Source organism: Streptomyces cyaneofuscatus (assembly GCF_000718135.1).
Lineage (GTDB): Bacteria > Actinomycetota > Actinomycetes > Streptomycetales > Streptomycetaceae > Streptomyces > Streptomyces cyaneofuscatus.
In genome coordinates this window covers 115064-134607 of the sequence record NZ_JOEM01000001.1, presented here as the reverse complement: position 1 = coordinate 134607, position 19544 = coordinate 115064, and the positions used below count along the sequence as shown (strand labels likewise).

The following is a 19544-nucleotide window of genomic DNA, read 5'->3' as shown; positions in this document are numbered from 1 at the left end:
GAACACACCATGCAGAGTCCGCTTTTCAACTACACCGAGCAGCAGTCCCAGGACCGGTACACGATCCAGAACCCGCAGCTCCTGCGGGTGGCGCTGACCGGGCAGGACGACATCCTGGCCCGTAAGGGCGCCATGGTCGCCTACCAGGGACTGATGGACTTCGACGGCGAGTACCAGTCGCAGGGCCAGCGGCGCGCCCGCGCGCACACCGGTGAGGGCCTCGACCTGATGCGGGTCTCCGGCCGGGGCACGGTCTACTTCGCCAACCTCGCCCAGTACATCCACGTCGTGGACGTCGACCGGGAGGGGATGACCGTGGACAGCTCCTACGTCCTCGCGCTCGACTCCTCGCTGCACACCGAGGTCATCGCGGTGGACAGCCAGTACGGGATCTCCGGCAGCGGCAAGTACCAGCTCAACATCACAGGCACCGGCAAGGTCGCCCTCATGACCTCCGGCCAGCCGCTGATGATGCAGGTCACGCCCGACAAGTACGTCAACGTGGACGCCGACGCCATCGTGGCCTGGTCCAGCGCCCTGCGGGTGCAGATGCAGGCCCAGACGCACTCCAGCGGCGTCTTCCGGCGCCGTGGCAACACCGGCGAGGGCTGGGAGCTCAGCTTCCTCGGACAGGGCTTCGCCCTGGTCCAGCCGAGTGAGGTCATGCCCCCGCAGAACGCCCAGATCGGCCAGGGCGCCCGCGCCCAGTTCGGCATGGGCCAGCAGGGATCCCACGGCCAGAACCAGAACAACGCCTGGAACTGACCGGCACCGACCGGACACAGCGGTAAGGGGCGGCCTCCACAGAGGCCGCCCCTTACGCACATCTACCTGCTACAGCCGGGACCGCGTCGCCTCCAGCAGCCGTACGACGGAGGCGTCGGCCACCGACGCCACGTCCTCGTAGCCGAACCAGCGCAGCTCCAGGGACTCCTCGCTGATCCGCTCCGCCGCTCCGGCCGGGGCCAGCGCGGCGTACTGGACGTCGAGGTGCCAGTTGCAGGGGGACGGGATGGGGTGCCGGTCCAGCCGGACCGGCCCGCCCGGCAGCAGAGTGAGTCCCGTGATCCCGGACTCCTCCGTCGCCTCACGGAGCGCCGCCGCCTCCAGGGTGGCGTCCTGCTCCTCGCAGTGCCCGCCCATCTGGAGCCACATCCGCAGCTTGCGGTGCAGGGTGAGCAGCACCTTCCCCCGCTCCGGATCGATCACCAGGGCGCTGGCCGTCAGATGCCCGGCCCCGCACGCCTTCCACATGCCGTCCTGGTGGTGCGCCAGGTGGTCGAGGTAGGCCTGACGCAGCTCAGCCTGGTCACCGCCTGCCTCGCCTTCGGGGGCGTAACCCTTCAGTACGAGGGTGGCGTCGTCGTGCAGGGTCACTGGTCGCGGCCGTCCTTGCCGTCTTCCGAGTCGTCGCCGGTGTCCTTGTCCGGGGCGTCTTTCTCCGCGGCGGGCTTCTGCGGGCCCTTCGCGGCCTCGCCGAGCATCTTGTCCAGCTCGGAGAAGTCGGCCTGCTCGTGGTGGACGAAGCCGTCCGGGTCGTCCAGGTCGTGCGCCGTCGGCAGCATGTCCGGGTGCGCCCACAGGGCGTCGCGCCCTTCCAGGCCCCGGGCGTCGGTGAGCGAGGCCCACAGGCGCGAGGCGTCCCGCAGCCGGCGCGGGCGCAGCTGGAGACCGATGAGCGTGGCGAACGTCTGCTCGGCCGGGCCACCGGAGGCACGGCGCCGGCGCATCGTCTCGCGCAGGGCGTCCGACGAGGTCAGCCGGGACTTCGCGGCCTCGTGGACCACCGCGTCCACCCAGCCCTCGACGAGCGCCAGAGCCGTCTCCAGACGGGCCAGGGAGGCCTTCTGCTCGGGCGTGTCCTCGGGCTGGAACATGCCCTGCTGAAGGGCGTCCTGCAGCTGCTCGGGGTTCGAGGGGTCGAACTGGCCGACGACGTCCTCCAGCTTGCTGGTGTCGACCTTGATCCCGCGTGCGTACGCCTCGACGGCACCGAACAGATGCGAGCGCAGCCACGGCACATGGGCGAAGAGCCGCTGGTGGGCGGCCTCGCGCAGCGCCAGATACAGCCGCACCTCGTCCTGCGGGACGCTGAGGTCCTTGCCGAACTGCGCCACGTTCAGCGGGAGCAGCGCGGCCTTGCCCGCCGGACCCAGCGGCAGCCCGATGTCCGTCGACCCGACCACCTCACCGGCCAGCGTGCCCACGGCCTGCCCGATCTGCTGGCCGAACATGGCGCCGCCCATCGACCGCATCATGCCGATCAGCGGGCCCGCCATGGCCTGCATCTCCTCGGGCAGCACATCGCCCATCGCCAGGCCCACCCGCTCGGCCACCGGGTCGACCAGCTGCTGCCAGGCCGGCAGCGAGGCCTCGACCCACTCCGCACGGCTCCACGCCACGGTGGAGAGCGAACCGGAGGGCATCGACGTCACACCGTCCAGCCAGAGGTCGGCCAGCCGCAGCGCCTCGTCGACCGCCGTCCGCTCGGAGGCGCCGACGCTCGCGTCCTTGGTGCCGTCGGCCGTCCCCTGCGAGACGGTCTGCCGGGCGATCTGCTTGGCCATGTCCCAGTTCACGGGACCGCCCTCGTAGCTCAGCATCTGGCCGAGCTGCTGGAAGGCCGCACCGAGATCGTTCGGGTTCATCGAGCCGAACATCGCGGCGAACGGGTTGTCCCCGCCCGCCCCCGGCCCGAATCCGAACGGGCCTCCGGGCCCGCCCGCGCTCTGCCCACCTTCGGTGGGGTCCTTCTTCTTGCCCTCGTCGCCGTTCTCCGGCTCCTCCGGCGGAAGGCCGAATCCGAATGGGGTGTCACTCACGGGTTTCCTCGGCTCGTAGGGCCGCCGGCTCGAACCGGCGGCGACTGCCCGACATCACCATCCAGCGTAGACACCACGCCCGCTTCGGGCCTCAGTGCTCCGCCGACTCCCGGCCTGCGGCAGGATGGACGCCACCTGGTACGTACGCGTCATTCGGGTACGTACTGAAGACAACCGCTGGAGACGCCCGGTGAGTTCCCCAGATCCGCAGGTTCGCGCAGCGCGAAACCTGACCGACCCCCCGCCCGAAAGCACGCCCGAGAAGAAACGCCCCAGGTCCCCCCGGAACCGGGGCCCCGTCGTCGCGGTCACCGGTGCCGCGACCGGCGTCGGCGAGCTGCTGACCGCCCGCCTCGCCGCATCCGACGAGGTCAAGCAGGTCATCGCGATCGACGAACGCCGCGGAGAGGTCTCCGAGGCGACCTGGCACATCCTGGACGTCCGTGATCCGGCCATCGCGGAGAAGCTGCGCGGCGCGGACGTCGTCGTGCACCTGGCGCTCGACCTCGACCTGGAGACCGACCCCGCCGCCCGTACCGCGTACAACGTCCGGGGCACCCAGACCGTGCTCACCGCCGCGGCCGCCGCCGGGGTCCACCGGGTCGTGCTCTGCACCTCGGCCATGGTCTACGGGGCGCTGCCCGACAACGACGTCCCCCTCTCCGAGGACGCCGAGCTGCGCGCCACCGCCGAGGCCACCGGCGTCGGCGACCTCCTGGAGATCGAACGGCTCGGCCGCCGCGCGCCCCGCGCCCACCCCGGGCTCAACGTCACCGTCGTACGCCCCACCGTCCTGGTCGGCGGCACCGACACCGCGCTGACCCGCTACTTCGAGTCACCGCGTCTCCTGGTTGTCGCCGGTTCCCGCCCCACCTGGCAGTTCTGCCATGTCGACGACCTGGTGACGGCCCTGGAGTACGCCGCCCTGGAGAAGATCGACGGCGAGTTCGCGGTCGGCTGCGACGGCTGGCTCGAACAGGAGGAGGTCGAGGAGCTCAGCGGCGTACGCCGGATGGAGCTGCCCTCCGCCGTCGCCCTGGGGGCGGCCGCCCGGCTGCACCGCATCGGGCTCACCCCGTCCCCGGCCGGTGACCTGGCGTACACGATGCACCCCTGGGTGGTCAGCGTGAGCCGGCTGCACGACGTGGGATGGCGGCCGCAGTGGACCAACGAGGAGGTCCTGGGCGCGCTCCTGGAAGAGGTCGAGGGACGCCACACCGTCGCCGGGCGCCGTCTCGGGCGCAAGGACGCCACCGCCGTCTCCGCCACCGCCGCCGGAGCCACCGTCGCCCTGCTCGGTACGGCCGCCCTCGTCCGCCGCGCCCGCAAGGCCCGACGCCGCATCTGACCGCGCTCGCGGGGCGTCGGCAGCCGTCTGTAGGAGGCTCCAACGCGGCCGTGCGTCCGCCGGTCGAACAGGCAATTCCGCGATGTCGGTGCCGTACGGCACGATGGGGGCATGGCACGCACCCAGGACCACCCCGGCGAGCAGGCGGCTTCGGACCCCATCCGGCTGCTGGCGATCCGGGAGAGCGAACTCTCCGTCGACGAGGTCTTCCGTGCCGTCGGGGACGACGCCGCGGGCGGCATCGCCCTCTTCGTCGGCACCGTGCGCAATCACGACGCCGGACAGGACGTCGGTGCGCTCGGCTACTCCTGCCATCCCTCGGCCGAGGACGAGCTGCGCCGAGTGGCGGAGAAGGTCGTCGCCGACTTCCCGGTCCGCGGCCTCGCCGCTGTCCACCGGGTGGGTGAACTGGAGGTGGGCGATCTGGCGGTCGTCGTTGCCGTCGCCTGTCCGCACCGCGCGGAGGCCTTCGCCGCCTGCCGCAAGCTCATCGACGACCTCAAGCACGAGGTTCCGATCTGGAAGCACCAGCGTTTCTCCGACGGTACGGAGGAGTGGGTCGGGGCCTGCTGAGCGCAAACCGGACCGGAGCGCATCAGCCCCGATTTGCGTAACCGCACCCCTGCCGTGAGCGTTGGTCTTCCGGATCGTTAATCTGCAGATCGATCACTCGGTCGCTCACGGGGTAGGGAGGTCGTGATGGCGGCACTCGCTTGGCTGTTGATTCCACTTTTCGCTGCTGTCGGCGGTGCGATATGGGCTTCTTGGGCTGCTCGCAATCGCACGACCGGCGATGTCACCGAACTCGCCGGGTACGCCAGGTTCCGTGACGCGATGGAGAAATCGCACTCCGGTTCCGAGGCTCTCTGAGGCCGTCGAACGCCGCGTGACCACCTTTCCGCCGCGCTCCGGCCGATCCCCGGACGGACCGGCCCCGAGGGTGGACGGGCAGGCCCTTCCCGTACTGTCGTTCCATGCCACGCCGCACCGCGACGATGCTCGCCTCCGCCCTCATCCTCATCGTGCTGTTCTGCGCAGGCCTGCTCATCAAAGTCCCGTATTCGGAGATGTCTCCCGGACCGACGGTGAACACCCTGGGCGATGCGCGTGGCGAACCGGTCCTGCGGATCACCGGCCGCAAGACCTACCCGACCTCCGGGCACCTCAACATGACGACGGTCCGCGTCACCGGGGCGGACTACCGGATGAACCTGGGCCAGGCCGTCTGGGGCTGGCTGGCCCACGACAGCGTCGTCGTACCGCACGACACGCTCTATCCGGACGGCAAGACCGAGGAGCAGTCGACCCAGGAGAACGCCGAGGAGTTCAGCCAGTCCCAGGAGAGCGCCAAGGTCGCCGCCCTGAAGGAGCTGGACATCCCGGTCGCCACTCAGGTCGTGGTCTCCACCGTCGTCAAGGGCAGCCCTTCCGAGGGCAAGCTGCACGCGGGTGACGTGATCAAGGCCGTGGACGGCACCGTGGTCGAGGAGCCCGGTGACGTCGCCGAGCTCGTCACCAAGCACCAGCCCGGCGAGAACGTCACCTTCACCATCGTCCCGGCGAAGGAGGCGGCCGCCGCCGAGAAGGCCGGCCGGGCCCCCGAGGGCGGCCGGAAGATCACCATCACCACCGAGAAGGCGCCCCCCGCGGAGGAGGGCGGCAAGGAGCGGGCTGTCGTCGGGATCAGGGCCGGGACCGACCACACGTTCCCGTTCGAGATCGACATCGAGCTCGCGGACGTCGGCGGCCCCAGTGCCGGGCTGATGTTCTCCCTGGGCATCATCGACAAGCTCACCCCGGGCAATCTGACCGGCGGAAAGTTCGTCGCGGGCACCGGAACCATCGACGACGCGGGCAAGGTCGGCCCGATCGGCGGGATCAACATGAAGCTCGTCGGGGCCCGCGAGGCGGGCGCCCGCTACTTCCTCACGCCCGACGACAACTGCGCGGCGGCCGCCTCGGACACCCCGGACGGGCTGACCCTGGTCCGGGTCAAGACCCTCGACGACGCCAGGAAGTCGCTGGAGCGGATCAGCGCCGGGAAGACCGACGCGCTGCCGAGCTGCTCGGCAGGCTGACAGCGCGTCGGGAGGCGGACGGCGGGCCCGGTCAGGACTCGGACTTCCGGCCGGCCAGGACTCGTAAGCCGACCCGGTCAGGACTCGAACATCAGGCCGGTCAGGACTCGAACGTCGCCGCGAGGGCCTCGGCCAGCCCCGGCACCAGACCCGCACCGGTCAGCACCTCCGTGGGGGAGTCCTTCTCGCGCAGCCGCACGGCGGACTCACGCGCCCCGTCCCGCAGCACGGCCACCGTCATCCGCACCTCCTGCCGGTCGGGGTGCTTGGCGACCCACTGGGTCAGCTGCTTGTCGCTGAGCCCCTCCGGTACGGAGGCCTCGGCGGACGGCGGCAGCATCAGCCGCTCCACGGTCATGGCGCAGCCGGCCACGGAGTCGGGCCAGGCGATGGTGCCGAGGAAGTCGTCCAGGGCGGTACCGGCGGGCAGCTCCTCCTGCTCGATCGGTGTGAGGGAAGCGGTCGTGGAGGCGGCGTCGTCCAGCCCGAGCTGAGCGGCGAGACCCGGCTCCTGGACCCGCAGCCGGGCGGTGTCGACCAGGGCGAACAGCCGGGCGGGCTGGTCCCAGCCGAGGGTGGAGGCATAGGCGTCGATTTCGAGGACGGCGACGGTGAGCGGGCTCGCTGCCATCGGGGGTCCTGCGGGGGAAACGTTGGGCATGGGCAATATCCTGCCTCCTTCGGCCCCGGTATCGGGAACTAGGTAAAGCTTCAGTAAGTTGCATAGGTGGGTTCTAGGACCGCTGGGCCCGCTCCACACGACCGCGAACTTCGAGGTGCGCACGTTGGCTTTCCAGATGCCGGACCGCGGCGGAGGCCCGACCGGGCCACGGATCAGTGTCGGCCGCCCGTCCCGGCGCGTCCGCACCCTGCTCATGACCTTGGGGGTCCTGGCGGTTCTCGCCATGGCCTTCGTCATGTTCGCCGGGTTCTGGACGGACTGGCTCTGGTACCGGTCGGTCGCGTATTCCTCCGTCTTCACCACCACCCTGTGGACCAAGATCGGACTGTTCCTCGTCTTCGGGCTGCTGATGGCCCTGGCCATCGGCGTGAACATCTGGCTCGCGCACCGGCTGAGGCCGCCGCTGAGCGCGATGTCGCTGGAACAGCAGAGCCTGGACCGCTACCGGATGAGCGTCGCCCCCTTCAAGAAGTGGGTGCTGCTCGCCGTCACCGCGCTCATCGGACTGATCGCCGGAGCATCCGCCTCCGGCCAGTGGCGCACCTGGCTGATGTACGTCAACGGGGTGCCGTTCGGCACGAAGGACCCCCAGTTCAAGCTGGACGTCGCCTTCTACGCCTTCGACCTGCCGTGGTACCGCTTCCTGCTGGGCTTCGGCTTCGCGGCGACCGTGCTCTCGCTGATCGCCGCCGCCCTGACCCACTATCTGTACGGCGGGCTGCGCATCACCAGCCCCGGCGCCCGCGCCACCGCCGCGGCCACCGGTCATCTCTCGGTGCTGCTCGGCATCTTCGTCTCCCTGAAGGCCGTGGCCTACTGGCTCGACCGGTACGGCCTCGCGGTGAAGTCCAGTGACTTCAAGGCCGCGGACAACTGGACCGGCCTGCGGTTCGTCGACGCGAACGCCTATCTCCCGGCGAAGACCATCCTGTTCTTCATCGCGGCGATCTGTGCCGTGCTGTTCTTCGCGACGCTGTGGCGCCGCACCTGGCAGCTGCCGGTCATCGGCTTCGGCCTGATGGTGCTCTCGGCGATCCTGATCGGCGGGCTCTACCCGGCGATCGTGCAGAAGTTCCAGGTCCAGCCGAACGAGCAGGCCAAGGAAGCGCCCTTCATCCAGAAGAACATCGACGCGACACGCGATGCGTACGACATCGACGACGCGGTGATGGAGGACTACTCGGGCCAGGCCACCACGGGCGACGACACCAAGCTGAGGGCCGCCGCCAACACGGCCGCCAGCTACCGCGTGATGGACCCCAACGTCGTCTCCCCGGCCTTCCAGCAGCTCCAGCAGCGCAGGAACTACTACCAGTTCCCCAAGACGCTGGACGTCGACCGCTACAAGGGCGAGGACGGCAAGGAGCAGGACACCGTCATCGGTCTGCGTGAGCTGAACATCCAGGGCCTGCCCAAGCGGAACTGGATCAACGACCACTTCACGTACACCCACGGCTACGGCGCCATCGCGGCCCGCGGCACCACCACCGGCACCAACCCGACGGGGTCCCCGGACTTCACCGAGTCGGGTCTGCCGTCCACCGGTGAGTTCGGGAAGTACGAGCAGCGGATCTACTACGGCGAGAAGACCGAGCAGTACTCCATCGTCGGCGGGCCCCAGAAGGAGCTCGACTACGAGGAGGACGGCGAGAAGACCACCAGCTACGAGGGCGACAGCGGGGTCAGCCTCTCCAACACCTTCAACCGCGCCGCGTACGCGGTCTCGTTCAGCGAGCCGCAGATCATGTACTCGGGAGCCATCGGTGACGGCTCGCGCATCCTGTACAACCGCACGCCCAAGGAGCGCGTCGAGGCGGTCGCCCCGTGGCTGACCATCGACGGCGACGCCTACCCGGCGGTCGTCGACGGCCGGATCCAGTGGATCGTCGACGCCTACACCACGACGAACGGCTACCCGTACGCGTCCCGGACGACGCTCGGCGACACCACGGCCGACTCGCTGACCACCAACCAGCGCGCGGTCGTCGCCCAGCAGAACCAGGTCAACTACATCCGCAACTCCGTGAAGGCCACCGTCGACGCGTACGACGGCAAGGTCAAGCTCTACGAGTGGGACACCAAGGACCCGGTCCTCAAGACCTGGCGCAAGGCGTTCCCGGGCACGGTGGAGGACCGTTCGAAGATCCCGCAGACGCTCATGGACCACCTGCGGTACCCGCAGGACCTCTTCAAGGTCCAGCGCGAGCTGCTCACCCGCTACCACGTCGAGGACCCCGCGCAGTTCTACAGCGGCTCCGACGCGTGGCAGGTGCCGGACGACCCGACCAACAAGGAGCCGGGTTCCGTTCCGCCGTACTACCTGTCCATGAAGATGCCGGGCCAGGACCAGCAGGCGTTCTCGCTGACCACCACGTTCACCCCGAGGGGGCGCCCGAACCTCGGCGCCTTCATGGCGGTGAACGCGGACGCGGCCAGCAAGGACTACGGCACGATGAGACTGCTCCGGGTCACCTCCACGGTGAAGGGCCCGGGCCAGGTACAGAGTGAGCTCAACGGCAACGACGACGTCGCCGAGTTCGTGAGGAACCTCAAGGGCACGGACTCCGACATCGAGTACGGCAACCTGCTGACGGTGCCGCTCGAAGGTGGCTTCCTCTACATCGAGCCGGTCTACACGCGCGGTGGCACGCAGAACTACCCGCTGCTGCGCAAGGTGGCCGCCTCGTACGGTTCGAAGATCGTCTTCGAGAACAACCTGGGAGACGCCCTCAACGCGGTCTTCGGGGTCGACGGCGACGCCGACACCACACCGCCCGACCCCAGTGAGCCGCCGGGTGACACCACCAAGCCGCCGGCCACCGGCAGTGACGCGCTCAAGAAGGCCATCGCGGACGCCCAGAAGGCGTACGAGGACGGTGAGGCGGCGCTGAAGGAGCAGGACTGGCCCGCCTACGGCAAGGCCCAGGACGCGCTCCAGGAGGCTCTGGAGCGGGCGGCCCAGGCACAGCCCACGGGCGGTGCCGAGGGCGACAAGGCCGGCACTCCGGAGAAGGACGACGGCGACGCGGGGTGGAGCAGCTCGGTAGCTCGCTGGGCTCATAACCCAGAGGTCGCAGGTTCAAATCCTGTCCCCGCTACTGAAGAACGAAGGCCCGGATCCTATGGGATCCGGGCCTTCGTCATGTCGTCGTGTCTTTCTTGTTCCGTGGGCGTGAAGTGCGGTTCGCTGGGCACCAGTTGGGTTCCGGCGTGTTTGACTTGTCTCTCTGTGGGCATGTCGACAAAACGCTGAAGTGACCTCACTGACCGCGATATACCAGGTGTACGCGGGTTACAGGTGGTGCGACGATGGTATTTATGGGGGACAGGGCAACTCTGTTGGAGACAGGGCGGTTTGTGCAGCGGCGCGGCCAGAAGGCGGACAAGGTGGCAGATGCGGCCTTCGCTGCCGTCATCGCCGGGGCGGCCGGAGCGAGCGCGAGCACACCCGGACCACGGGACGCCACCACCGCCGGTGAGGTGGGACATGTGGACGCGGACGCAGTGCACGCCACCGGCGCCGCGGGCGCCACGCGCGTGACCACGCCGGGCGCCGTCACCCCGGACGCCGACGCGGGCACCACGGACGCCGTCGACGCGGCGGACAGTGCGGAGGCGGAGGCGCGCCACCGCCGGGCCGCCGAGGCCGGGGACACCGCTTCCATGAGCGTGCTGGGCGCGCTGCTGCTGCGCCGGGGCGAGCTGGACGGCGCCGAGACCTACCTGCGCGCCGCCACCGCCGACGGCGACCGGGCCGCCGCCAACAACCTGGGCGTCCTGCTGCACCAGCGCGGCTACCCGGACGAGGCCGCCGGCTGGTGGCGCATCGCCGCGGTGGCCGGTTCCGCCGCGGCCGCGCACGCCCTGGGCCGCCACTTCCGCGAGCGCGGGGACGAGCCGGGCGCGGAGTACTGGCTGCGCCAGTCCGCCGAGCAGGGCCACGCGCTGGGCGCCTACGCGCTGGCCGACCTTCTGGAGCACCGCGGCGACATCGGCGCCGAGCGCTGGCTGCGCGCCGCCGCCGAGCAGGGCCACCGGGAGGCCGCCTACCGGCTGGCCCGCACCCTGGAGCGGAACGCCGTCGAGGACCCGCACGACGCCTTCGGCCTGGGCCGGGGCGCCGGCCGGAGCGGTCTGGGCCTGTCTGCCGACCCGGCCGTCCCCGACGCCCTGAAGAAGAGCGAGCAGGGCACCGGGGAGAACAAGGGCGGAGCCGCCGGCGACAGCCCCGTGGCCGGTCCCGCAGCGGGCCGGGTCGGCGAGGCCGAGCAGTGGTACCGCCGGGCCGCCGCCCGGGGGCACCGGCGCGCGGCCCTGCACCTCGGCGCGATCCTGGAACAGCGCGGCGAGCTCAAGGAGGCGGGCCGCTGGTACCTCACCGCCGCCAAGGACGGCGAGGCCCGCGCCGCCTGCGCGCTGGGCTTCCTGCTGCGCGACGCGGGCGACGAGGAGAGCGCCGCCGTGTGGTGGCTGCGCGCCGCCCAGGACGGCGACGGCAACGCGGCCAACGCGCTGGGCGCCCTGCACGCGGCGCGCGGCGAGCAGCAGACCGCCGAGCGCTGGTACCGGGCCGCCATGGACGCCGGTGACGTCAACGGCGCGTACAACCTCGGGCTGCTCTGCGCCGCCCAGGACCGTACGCCGCAGGCCGAGCAGTGGTACCGCCGCGCCGCCTACGCAGGGCACCGCGAGGCCGCCAACGCGCTCGCCGTGCTGCTCCTCCAGGCCGGGGACCACACCGGCGCCGAGCCCTGGTTCTCCAAGGCGGCCGAGGCGGGCAGTGTGGACGCCGCCTTCAACCTCGGCATCCTGCACGCCGGGCGCGACGAGGACCGTACGGCGCTGGGCTGGTACCAGCGTGCGGCGGCGGCCGGGCACACCGACGCCGCGCTCCAGGTCGCCATGGCCCTGCTGCGCGACGGCGAGGACCGGGAGGCCGAGCGCCATCTGCGCTGCGCGGCGGGCGGCGGCAGCGCAGAGGCGGCGTTCCGGCTGGCCGGGGTGCTCGACGCCCGCCAGCCGCCGCCGGGTCCGCCCGCGCTGGGCGAGCCGATGCCGGAGAAGACGGAGTGCGAGGAGTGGTACGAGCGGGCCGCCCAGCAGGGCCACCGCCGCGCCCAGGTCCGGGTCGGCATGCTCGCCGCCGCGCGCGGGGACGTGGAGAGCGCCGCCCACTGGTACCGGGAGGCCGCCGAGGCGGGCAGCCGCAACGGCGCCTTCAACCTGGGGCTGCTCCTGGCCCGTGAAGGCAGCGAGCGCGAGGCCGCCCTCTGGTGGAGCCGCGCCGCCAACGCCGGTCACGGGCGGGCCGCGCTGCGCCTCGCCCTGCTCGCCGCGCGCCGGGGCGAGCTCACCGAGGGCCAGCGCTGGTGCGCGCGGGCCGTGGAGCTGGGCCCGGCCGAGGTGGCCGACGACGCGGGGTGGAGCAGCTCGGTAGCTCGCTGGGCTCATAACCCAGAGGTCGCAGGTTCAAATCCTGTCCCCGCTACTGAAGAACGAAGGCCCGGATCTCGATCAGAGATCCGGGCCTTCGTCATGTCCGCAAGCGCGTAAGAAGCCGGGTCCGTCTGTTCGAACAGACGGACCCGGCACAGGTTCACGCGGCAGCGGCGCAGCTCGGACAGAGCCCCCGGTACGTCACCTCGACGCCGGAGACCGTGAAGCCGTAGCGCTCCTCCGCCGGCAGGTCCGCCAGCGGGTTGCCCGCCGGGTGCACATCGCGGATGGCGCCGCACCGGCCGCAGATCAGGTGGTGGTGCGGGCGGTGCGCGTTCGGGTCGTACCGCTTCGCGCGGCGGTCGGTGGAGACCTCCAGCACCTCACCGAGGGACACCATCTCGCCGAGGGTGTTGTAGACGGTGGCGCGTGAGATCTCGGGCAGCTTGTCGACGGCCCTCGCGTGGACCTCGTCAGCCGTCAGGTGCACGTGGTCCCCGTCGAGGACCTCGGCCACGACACGCCGCTGCGCCGTCATGCGCCAGCCGCGTCCACGGAGTCGTTCCAGCAGGTCGCTCATGGAGCCCAGCCTAACAGTGGAGGGAACGAGTCCCGATCGGGTGTGACTTTGGATGCTCGCTTGACTTAGACATTGTCCATTGTAGGATTGGCAACGGCATTAGCCAAGGGACAGGGCTGTACAGGAAACAGAAGGCTGTACAGGACATGACGCAGGAGGCGCACGTGACGCAGGGACCGCTCACCACGGAGGCCGGGGCTCCGGTCGCGGACAACCAGAACAGCGAGACCGCGGGCGTCGGCGGTCCGGTTCTCGTCCAGGACCAGGCGCTGCTGGAGAAGCTCGCCCACTTCAACCGCGAGCGCATCCCGGAGCGCGTCGTGCACGCCCGCGGCGCCGGCGCGTACGGCACCTTCACCCTGACCCACGATGTGTCGCAGTGGACCCGGGCGAAGTTCCTCTCCGAGGTCGGCAAGCAGACCGAGACGTTCCTGCGCTTCTCCACCGTCGCCGGCAACCTCGGCTCCGCCGACGCCGTGCGCGACCCGCGGGGTTTCGCGCTGAAGTTCTACACCGAGGAGGGCAACTACGACCTCGTCGGCAACAACACCCCGGTGTTCTTCATCAAGGACGCCATCAAGTTCCCCGACTTCATCCACACCCAGAAGCGCGACCCGTACACCGGCTCGCAGGAGGCGGACAACGTCTGGGACTTCTGGGGGCTGTCGCCCGAGTCGACGCACCAGGTGACCTGGCTCTTCGGCGACCGGGGCATCCCGGCGACCCTGCGCCACATGAACGGGTACGGCTCGCACACCTTCCAGTGGAACAACGAGGCCGGTGAGGTCTTCTGGGTCAAGTACCACTTCAAGACCGACCAGGGCATCAAGAACCTCACCACCGAGGAGGCCGTCCGGCTCTCCGGCGTCGACCCCGACAGCCACCAGCGCGACCTGCGCGAGGCGATCGAGCGCGGTGACTTCCCGTCCTGGACGGTGCAGGTCCAGATCATGCCGGCGGCGGACGCGGCGACGTACCGCTTCAACCCGTTCGACCTCACCAAGGTGTGGCCGCACGCGGATTACCCGCCGATCGAGATCGGCAAGCTGGAGCTCAACCGCAACCCGGAGAACATCTTCGCCGAGGTCGAGCAGTCGATCTTCAGCCCCGCCCACTTCGTGCCGGGCATCGGCCCGTCCCCGGACAAGATGCTCCAGGGTCGGCTCTTCGCGTACGGCGACGCCCACCGCTACCGGGTCGGCATCAACGCCGACCACCTGCCGGTCAACCGCCCGCACGCCACCGAGGCCCGCACCAACAGCCGGGACGGCTACCTCTACGACGGCCGCCACCGGGGCGCCAAGAATTACGAGCCGAACAGCTTCGGCGGCCCCGTCCAGACGGACCGGCCGCTCTGGCAGCCCGTGCCGGTCAGCGGCACCACCGGCAACACCGAGGCTCCCGGCCACGCCGAGGACAACGACTTCGTGCAGGCCGGCGACCTCTACCGGCTGATGTCGGAGGACGAGAAGGCCCGGCTGATCGACAACCTCGCCGGGTTCATCTCCCAGGTCTCGCGCGACGAGATCGCCGCGCGCGCGATCGACAACTTCCGCCAGGCGGACGGTGACTTCGGCAAGCGGCTGGAAGCCGCGGTCCAGGCCCTTCGCGGCTGACCGGTCGCTTGCCGTCGACGGTGGGCCGGCTCCCCTCGCGGGGATCCGGCCCATCGGGCCTTCGCAGGCTCCCCCTACCGGAAGGGCGCCTTTACGCCGACCCGGCGGCCGCCACCGTACGGCGACGGGTCGGCGCCCAGCAGCGGATGATGTCGCGCACCGACACGATGCCCACCGGTCCGTTGCCGTCCAGCACGATCAGGTGCCGGAACCCGCCGTGCGTCATGGCTTCCGCGGCCTCCTCCAGGGTCCAGGCCGGGGCGGCGAACACCACGTCGGTGGTGGTGTGGGCCGACGCGGTCTCCCGATCGGGGTTCTGGCCCGATCCGATCGCGTTGAGGATGTCGCGCTCGGTGATGATCCCGAGCCCGCAGGTGTCCGGGTCGTGGACGACGGCCGCCCCGATGCGGCGGGCCGACATCAGCCGGGCCGCCTGGCGGAGCGTATGGGTGGGGCCGATGGTGAGGACCACCGTGCTCATGGCGTCACGGACGAGCATGAAACGAGCCACCTCCTCGGTGCGCCGACTCTGTGAGTCGATTCACAAGTTCACAAGTGGGGGGACTCTCAGAGTTGCACCCTTGGGGCGGGCCGACAAGGGGTGGACCGGGCGCACACCGGGGGAGTGCGCGATCACGCGCCGCACTCCCCGGCGGGCAGAGGTCTCAGTAACGCTGGTTGAGGTAGCCCAGCAGCTCGTCGTGGAGCAGACCGTTCGACGCGGCCCCGTTGGCGCCGCCGGGCCCGTCGGTCCCCTCCAGGTCGGTGAACCGGCCGCCCGCCTCCTGGACGATGATCGCGTTCGCCGCCATGTCCCAGAGCGAGAGCTCCGGCTCGGCGCAGATGTCCACGGATCCCTCGGCCACCATCATGTACGGCCAGAAGTCCCCGTACCCCCGCGTCCGCCAGCAGGCCCGGGTCAGGTCGAGGAAGCCGTCCAGGCGGCCCTGCTCCTCCCAGCCGCTCAGCGAGGAGAACGCGAACGAGGAGTCCGCGATGGTCTCCACCTTCGAGACGTGCAGCCGGGTCGCGGAGGTGAGGCTGCGCCCGGAGTACGCGCCGGCGCCCTTCGCCGCCCACCAGCGCCGGTTCAGCGCCGGAGCGGAGACGACCCCGACCACCGGCTGGAACCCGTTCTCTCCCGCCTCCATCAGCGAGATCAGCGTCGCCCACACCGGCACACCGCGGACGTAGTTCTTGGTGCCGTCGATCGGGTCGATCACCCAGCGTCGCGGCCCGGTGCCCTCGACCCCGTACTCCTCGCCCAGAATCGCGTCGCGCGGGCGGGCCCGGTGCAGATGGCCCCGGATCAGCTCCTCGGCGGCTTTGTCGGCCTCGCTCACCGGGGTCATGTCCGGCTTGGTCTCCACCTTCAGGTCGAGAGCCTTGAACCGGTCCATGGTCGCCGCGTCGGCGGCGTCCGCCAGTACATGGGCGAGGCGCAGATCATCGTGGTAGTCGGGCATGCCGTCACAGTATCCAGCGGTACGGGGGAGGAGCCACCGGCCCCTGCGCGAACCCGGCCGGTACGCGGACCCTTGACAGTCGCCATGAGCGCATCAACTCTGAACCGCAGGCCCCCGGCACGGCCGCGGGCGTGGGAGGCGGCGATGCCGACAGCGCGAGAAGCCCTGCTGGATGCCGCCCTCAGAGCGCTCGCCGACCGCCCCTGGCGCACGGTGCGGATGGTCGACGTCGCCGCGCTGGCCGGTGTCTCGCGGCAGACCCTCTACAACGAGTTCGGCACCAAGGGCGGCCTGGCCGCCGCCCTGTTACGCCAGGCCGCCGACGGCTATCTGACCGGCGTGGACCGCGCACTGACGGCGCCCGCGCCGGAGCGCCCGGCCGCGGTGGCGCGCTGGACCGTACGGGCCGCCGACGCGGATCCGCTGGTCAAGGGGCTGCTCACCGGGGTCTGGGGCGAGCGGCTGCCCCGGCCCGGCCGCGATGTACCGGGCCGCGACGTGCCGGGCCCGGCCGAACTGCTCGGGCTGGCCAGGGACCGCATGGCGGCCGCGTCGCACCCGATGCCGCCGGTGCGCTGCGAGAGGGCCCTCCGGCTCGCGCTCTCGTACGTGATCGTGCCGTGCCCGCCCGGTGGCGCCGGGACTCAGTGGGCGGAGCCGGACAGCTGGAGTCCGATCACTCCGATGATGACCAGCGAGATCGACACCAGCTTCAGCGTCGAGACCACGTCACCGAGGAAGACCATGCCGTAGATCGCCGTCCCCGCCGCGCCGATGCCGGTCCACACCGCGTACGCCGGTCCGACGTCCAGCTTCTTCAGAGCCATCGTCAGAAGGCCGAAACTGCCCAGGGCGAAAGCGGCGAACGCGATGGTCGGCCAGAGCCGGGTGAAACCGTGCGAGAGCTTCAGACAGACGGCGAAACCGGTCTCCAGCAGCCCGGCGACCACGACCAGCAGCCATGCCATCGTCCGTTGCCTCCTGCGTGGGTGACGGGTCGGACCGATCGGTCCCGCACGGTGCGATTATGCCTTTACCAATCGTTGAATCCGGCAAACATGCCCGGGGCGCACGATCCGAGTGTGCTCCGGGTCAGTCGCCCTCGCGCCGTTCGCGGGTCGAGAGCAGCCGGCGCAGGGAGTCCAGCCGCGCCGGGTCCGCGTGCCCCTCGGCCACCCAGGCGTCCAGCGCGCACTCCGGCTGGTCCGCGTCGTGGGTGCAGCCGCGCGGGCAGTTCTCGGTGCCCGGCTGGAGGTCGGGGAAGGCGTTGATGACGCGCGACGGGTCGACGTGGTGCAGCCCGAACGACCGTACGCCGGGGGTGTCGACGACCCAGCCACGGCCGTCGGGCAGCGGCAGGGCGAGCGCGGAGGTGGTGGTGTGCCGGCCGCGGCCGGTGACCGCGTTGACGATGCCGGTGGTCCGCCGCCGGTCCTTCGGGACCAGCGCGTTGACCAGCGTCGTCTTGCCGACGCCGGAGTGCCCGACGAAGGCGGTGATCTTGCCGTCCAGCTGCTCGCGCACCCGGTCCGCCGCGCCGCCGTTCTCCAGCTCCTCGCGGTTGGTCACGATGTACGGGACGCCGAGCGGGGTGTACGCCTCCAGCAGCTTGTCCGGCGACGCCAGGTCGGACTTGGTCAGCACCAGCAGCGGGGTGAGGCCGCCGTCGTACGCCGCCACCAGACAGCGGTCGATCATGCGCGGGCGCGGCTCCGGGTCGGCCAGCGCGGTGACGATCGCGAGCTGGTCGGCGTTGGCGACGACCACGCGCTCGTACGGATCGTCGTCGTCGGCCGTGCGGCGCAGCACCGTACGGCGCGAGGCGATGCGCACGATCCGGGCCAGGGTGTCCTTCTCGCCGGACAGGTCCCCGACGATGGAGACGGTGTCGCCGACCACGGCGGCCTTGCGGCCCAGCTCGCGGGCCTTCATCGCCACCACGGTCCGGCCGTCGACGAGGCAGGTGAGCCGGCCCCGGTCGACGGTGAGGACCATGCCGTCCTCGGCGTCCTCGTGCTTGGGCCGGATGTGCGTACGCGGCCGGTTGCCCTTGCGGTTGGGGCGGACGCGGATGTCGTCCTCGTCGGGGTTCTTCCCGTAGCGGCGCATGTTCTAGACCCCGAGCATTCCGGTCCACATGTCCGGGAAGTCCGGCAGGGTCTTGGCGGTCGTGCCCACGTTCTCGATCTCCACGCCCTTGACCGCGAGGCCGATGATCGCCCCGGCGGTGGCCATGCGGTGGTCGTCGTACGTGTGGAAGACGCCGCCGTGCAGCGGGCGCGGGCGGATGTGCAGCCCGTCGGCCGTCTCGGTGACGTCGCCGCCCAGCTCGTTGATCTCCTTGGTGAGCGCGGCCAGCCGGTCCGTCTCGTGGAGCCGGAGGTGGGCGACGCCGCTCAGCGTGGAGGGGGAGTCGGCCAGCGCCGCGACCGCCGCGATGCCCGGGGTCAGCTCGCCGACCTCGCCGAGGTCCACGTCGATGCCGTGGATCCGGCCCGTGCCGGTGAAGGTCAGACCGCGCTCGGTCAGCTCGCAGCTGCCGCCCATCGCGGTGAAGATCTCGCGCAGCGCGTCACCCGGCTGGGTGGTCCGCTCGGGCCAGTCGGGGATGGTGACCTTGCCGCCGGTCACCAGCGCGGCGGCCAGGAACGGCTGGGCGTTGGAGAGGTCCGGCTCGATCGTCAGGTCCCGGCCGAGCAGCGCGGAGGGGGAGACCCGCCACACGTTCGGCTCGCCGCCCGTCTCCGGCTCGTCCACCTGCGCGCCGACGGCCCGCAGCATGTCGACGGTCATCCGGATGTGCGGCATCGAGGGGAGGACGGAGCCGGTGTGCCGGACCTCCACGCCCTGGTTGAAGCGCGGCCCCGACAGCAGCAGCGCCGAGACGAACTGCGAGGACGACGACGCGTCGATCGCCACCGGGCCGCCGTCCAGCGCCCCGCCGCCGTGCACGGTCAGGGGCAGCGCCCCGCGCCCGTCGTCCTCGATCCGCGCGCCCAGCGCCCGCAGCCCCTCGATCACGCCGGTCAGCGGCCGCTCGTAGGAGCGGGGGTCGCCGTCGAAGTGGACCGGGCCGTCGGCCAGCGTGGCGACGGGCGGCAGGAAGCGCATGACGGTGCCGGCGTTGCCGACGTCGACGGTGACCGGGCCGTGCAGCCCCGCCGGGATGACCCGCCAGGCCTCGCCGGAGCCGCCGGGCTCGCCCGCCACGGTGGAGCTGGAGGAGATGGTCTCCTCGATACGGACGCCCATGGCGCGCAGCGCCCCGGCCATCAGGAGGGTGTCGCGGGAGCGCAGCGGGCGGCGGAGCCAGCCCGGCTCGGAGGCCAGCGAAGCCAGCACGAGCGCCCGGTTGGTGACCGATTTCGATCCGGGCACGGTGACGGTCGCGTCGACGGCTCCACTCGCGTGAGGTGCGGGCCAGAGGGCGGGGTGCACGGAACTCTCGGTCATGGCCCTTACTTTAGTGGCTCCCTGCCCGGCCCGGTTCGTCAACAAAAGGGCGGAAACCGTCGC

Annotated in this window: 16 protein-coding genes, 2 tRNA genes and 1 pseudogene; 9 read left to right on the top strand and 10 right to left on the bottom strand. The window is 71.0% G+C overall.

All coding sequences use genetic code 11. The features are described 5' to 3' along the window. Positions 1 to 9 precede the first annotated feature (9 nt). Positions 10 to 765 (top strand): AIM24 family protein, encoded by a 756-nt coding sequence (locus IF17_RS0100715; RefSeq protein ID WP_030561053.1) that lies wholly within the window; start codon positions 10 to 12, stop codon positions 763 to 765. Positions 766 to 834: 69 nt separating this feature from the next. On the opposite strand, the gene IF17_RS0100710 is transcribed toward IF17_RS0100715, so the two are convergent. Together IF17_RS0100710 and IF17_RS0100705 are read right to left on the bottom strand one after the other, a co-directional pair. Next, positions 835 to 1377 carry an NUDIX hydrolase gene (locus IF17_RS0100710; RefSeq protein ID WP_030561051.1) on the bottom strand — a complete coding sequence of 181 codons (543 nt, stop codon included), beginning with the start codon at positions 1375 to 1377 and terminating at the stop codon, positions 835 to 837. Further along, positions 1374 to 2822 (bottom strand): zinc-dependent metalloprotease, encoded by a 1449-nt coding sequence (locus IF17_RS0100705; RefSeq protein WP_030561049.1) that lies wholly within the window; start codon positions 2820 to 2822, stop codon positions 1374 to 1376. The genes IF17_RS0100710 and IF17_RS0100705 overlap by 4 nt, the downstream gene beginning before the upstream one ends. A gap of 190 nt (positions 2823 to 3012) precedes the next feature. On the opposite strand from IF17_RS0100705, the gene IF17_RS0100700 reads away from it, so the two are divergent. The 3 genes from IF17_RS0100700 to IF17_RS0100690 all read left to right on the top strand — a co-directional run bounded on the left by IF17_RS0100700 (position 3013) and on the right by IF17_RS0100690 (position 6248). Continuing rightward, complete coding sequence (locus tag IF17_RS0100700) at positions 3013 to 4170, top strand: SDR family oxidoreductase (RefSeq protein ID WP_030561047.1); 1158 nt, start codon at positions 3013 to 3015, stop codon at positions 4168 to 4170. Between the two features lie 111 nt (positions 4171 to 4281). Then, entirely contained in the window at positions 4282 to 4743 is a 462-nt protein-coding gene (locus tag IF17_RS0100695) for a molybdenum cofactor biosynthesis protein MoaE (protein ID WP_018510091.1), read from the top strand. 401 nt (positions 4744 to 5144) lie between these two features. Further along, entirely contained in the window at positions 5145 to 6248 is a 1104-nt protein-coding gene (locus tag IF17_RS0100690) for a YlbL family protein (protein WP_030561044.1), read from the top strand. 100 nt (positions 6249 to 6348) lie between these two features. Here IF17_RS0100690 and IF17_RS0100685 read toward each other — a convergent pair whose 3' ends face one another. Continuing rightward, complete coding sequence (locus IF17_RS0100685; RefSeq protein ID WP_237667184.1) at positions 6349 to 6909, bottom strand: PPA1309 family protein; 561 nt, start codon at positions 6907 to 6909, stop codon at positions 6349 to 6351. A 136-nt stretch (positions 6910 to 7045) separates the two neighbouring features. Here IF17_RS0100685 and IF17_RS1000000140320 point away from each other — a divergent pair. Together IF17_RS1000000140320 and IF17_RS0100635 are read left to right on the top strand one after the other, a co-directional pair. Next, positions 7046 to 9406: pseudogene (locus IF17_RS1000000140320) on the top strand (UPF0182 family membrane protein); the annotation flags it as partial. 548 nt (positions 9407 to 9954) lie between these two features. Then, positions 9955 to 10028, top strand: a tRNA-Met gene (locus tag IF17_RS0100635). Between the two features lie 22 nt (positions 10029 to 10050). Here IF17_RS0100635 and IF17_RS1000000139565 read toward each other — a convergent pair. Continuing rightward, positions 10051 to 12231: a hypothetical protein gene (locus tag IF17_RS1000000139565; RefSeq protein ID WP_063830212.1), complete on the bottom strand. Its 2181-nt coding sequence runs from the start codon at positions 12229 to 12231 to the stop codon at positions 10051 to 10053. A 113-nt stretch (positions 12232 to 12344) separates the two neighbouring features. Between IF17_RS1000000139565 and IF17_RS0100625 the strand changes: the two genes are divergently transcribed. Continuing rightward, positions 12345 to 12418 (top strand) — tRNA-Met (locus tag IF17_RS0100625). Positions 12419 to 12526: 108 nt separating this feature from the next. Here the strand turns inward: IF17_RS0100625 and IF17_RS0100620 are convergent. Continuing rightward, positions 12527 to 12946 carry a Fur family transcriptional regulator gene (locus tag IF17_RS0100620; RefSeq protein WP_076965855.1) on the bottom strand — a complete coding sequence of 140 codons (420 nt, stop codon included), beginning with the start codon at positions 12944 to 12946 and terminating at the stop codon, positions 12527 to 12529. A gap of 146 nt (positions 12947 to 13092) precedes the next feature. Between IF17_RS0100620 and IF17_RS0100615 the strand changes: the two genes are divergently transcribed. Further along, a complete protein-coding gene (locus IF17_RS0100615) occupies positions 13093 to 14562 on the top strand; it encodes a catalase (RefSeq protein WP_030561037.1) in 1470 nt (489 codons plus the stop codon). Positions 14563 to 14653: 91 nt separating this feature from the next. Here the strand turns inward: IF17_RS0100615 and IF17_RS0100610 are convergent, their stop codons facing one another. After that, positions 14654 to 15061, bottom strand: coding sequence for a CBS domain-containing protein (locus IF17_RS0100610; RefSeq protein WP_030561035.1), 408 nt, complete (start codon positions 15059 to 15061; stop codon positions 14654 to 14656). A gap of 166 nt (positions 15062 to 15227) precedes the next feature. Beyond that, positions 15228 to 16028, bottom strand: coding sequence for a histidinol-phosphatase (hisN, locus tag IF17_RS0100605; protein WP_030561033.1), 801 nt, complete (start codon positions 16026 to 16028; stop codon positions 15228 to 15230). Between the two features lie 144 nt (positions 16029 to 16172). On the opposite strand from hisN, the gene IF17_RS1000000137410 reads away from it, so the two are divergent. Then, positions 16173 to 16781, top strand: coding sequence for a TetR/AcrR family transcriptional regulator (locus IF17_RS1000000137410; RefSeq protein ID WP_237667186.1), 609 nt, complete (start codon positions 16173 to 16175; stop codon positions 16779 to 16781). On the opposite strand, the gene IF17_RS0100595 is transcribed toward IF17_RS1000000137410, so the two are convergent. From IF17_RS0100595 to aroA, 3 genes are all read right to left on the bottom strand, one after another. After that, positions 16673 to 16996 (bottom strand): DMT family transporter, encoded by a 324-nt coding sequence (locus IF17_RS0100595; protein ID WP_030561029.1) that lies wholly within the window; start codon positions 16994 to 16996, stop codon positions 16673 to 16675. The two genes, IF17_RS1000000137410 and IF17_RS0100595, sit on opposite strands and share 109 nt — an antisense overlap. 124 nt (positions 16997 to 17120) lie before the next feature. Then, the gene (rsgA, locus tag IF17_RS0100590; RefSeq protein ID WP_030561028.1) at positions 17121 to 18137 is read right to left on the bottom strand and encodes a ribosome small subunit-dependent GTPase A; all 1017 of its coding nucleotides are present in this window, start codon (positions 18135 to 18137) and stop codon (positions 17121 to 17123) included. Positions 18138 to 18140: 3 nt separating this feature from the next. Next, on the bottom strand, positions 18141 to 19481 hold the full coding sequence (aroA, locus tag IF17_RS0100585; protein WP_030561026.1) for a 3-phosphoshikimate 1-carboxyvinyltransferase: 1341 nt from the start codon (positions 19479 to 19481) through the stop codon (positions 18141 to 18143). Positions 19482 to 19544 lie beyond the last annotated feature (63 nt).

Excerpts from the sequence above, each read along its gene's own strand:
- IF17_RS0100715 (WP_030561053.1), top strand. The coding sequence starts at position 10 with ATGCAGAGTCCGCTTTTCAACTACACCGAGCAGCAGTCCCAGGACCGG.
- IF17_RS0100695 (WP_018510091.1), top strand. The coding sequence starts at position 4,282 with ATGGCACGCACCCAGGACCACCCCGGCGAGCAGGCGGCTTCGGACCCC.
- IF17_RS0100690 (WP_030561044.1), top strand. The coding sequence starts at position 5,145 with ATGCCACGCCGCACCGCGACGATGCTCGCCTCCGCCCTCATCCTCATC.
- IF17_RS0100685 (WP_237667184.1), bottom strand. The coding sequence starts at position 6,909 with ATGCCCAACGTTTCCCCCGCAGGACCCCCGATGGCAGCGAGCCCGCTC.
- IF17_RS0100620 (WP_076965855.1), bottom strand. The coding sequence starts at position 12,946 with ATGAGCGACCTGCTGGAACGACTCCGTGGACGCGGCTGGCGCATGACG.
- IF17_RS0100615 (WP_030561037.1), top strand. The coding sequence starts at position 13,093 with ATGACGCAGGAGGCGCACGTGACGCAGGGACCGCTCACCACGGAGGCC.
- IF17_RS0100610 (WP_030561035.1), bottom strand. The coding sequence starts at position 15,061 with ATGCTCGTCCGTGACGCCATGAGCACGGTGGTCCTCACCATCGGCCCC.
- hisN (WP_030561033.1), bottom strand. The coding sequence starts at position 16,028 with ATGCCCGACTACCACGATGATCTGCGCCTCGCCCATGTACTGGCGGAC.
- IF17_RS1000000137410 (WP_237667186.1), top strand. The coding sequence starts at position 16,173 with ATGCCGACAGCGCGAGAAGCCCTGCTGGATGCCGCCCTCAGAGCGCTC.
- IF17_RS0100595 (WP_030561029.1), bottom strand. The coding sequence starts at position 16,996 with ATGGCATGGCTGCTGGTCGTGGTCGCCGGGCTGCTGGAGACCGGTTTC.
- rsgA (WP_030561028.1), bottom strand. The coding sequence starts at position 18,137 with ATGCGCCGCTACGGGAAGAACCCCGACGAGGACGACATCCGCGTCCGC.
- aroA (WP_030561026.1), bottom strand. The coding sequence starts at position 19,481 with ATGACCGAGAGTTCCGTGCACCCCGCCCTCTGGCCCGCACCTCACGCG.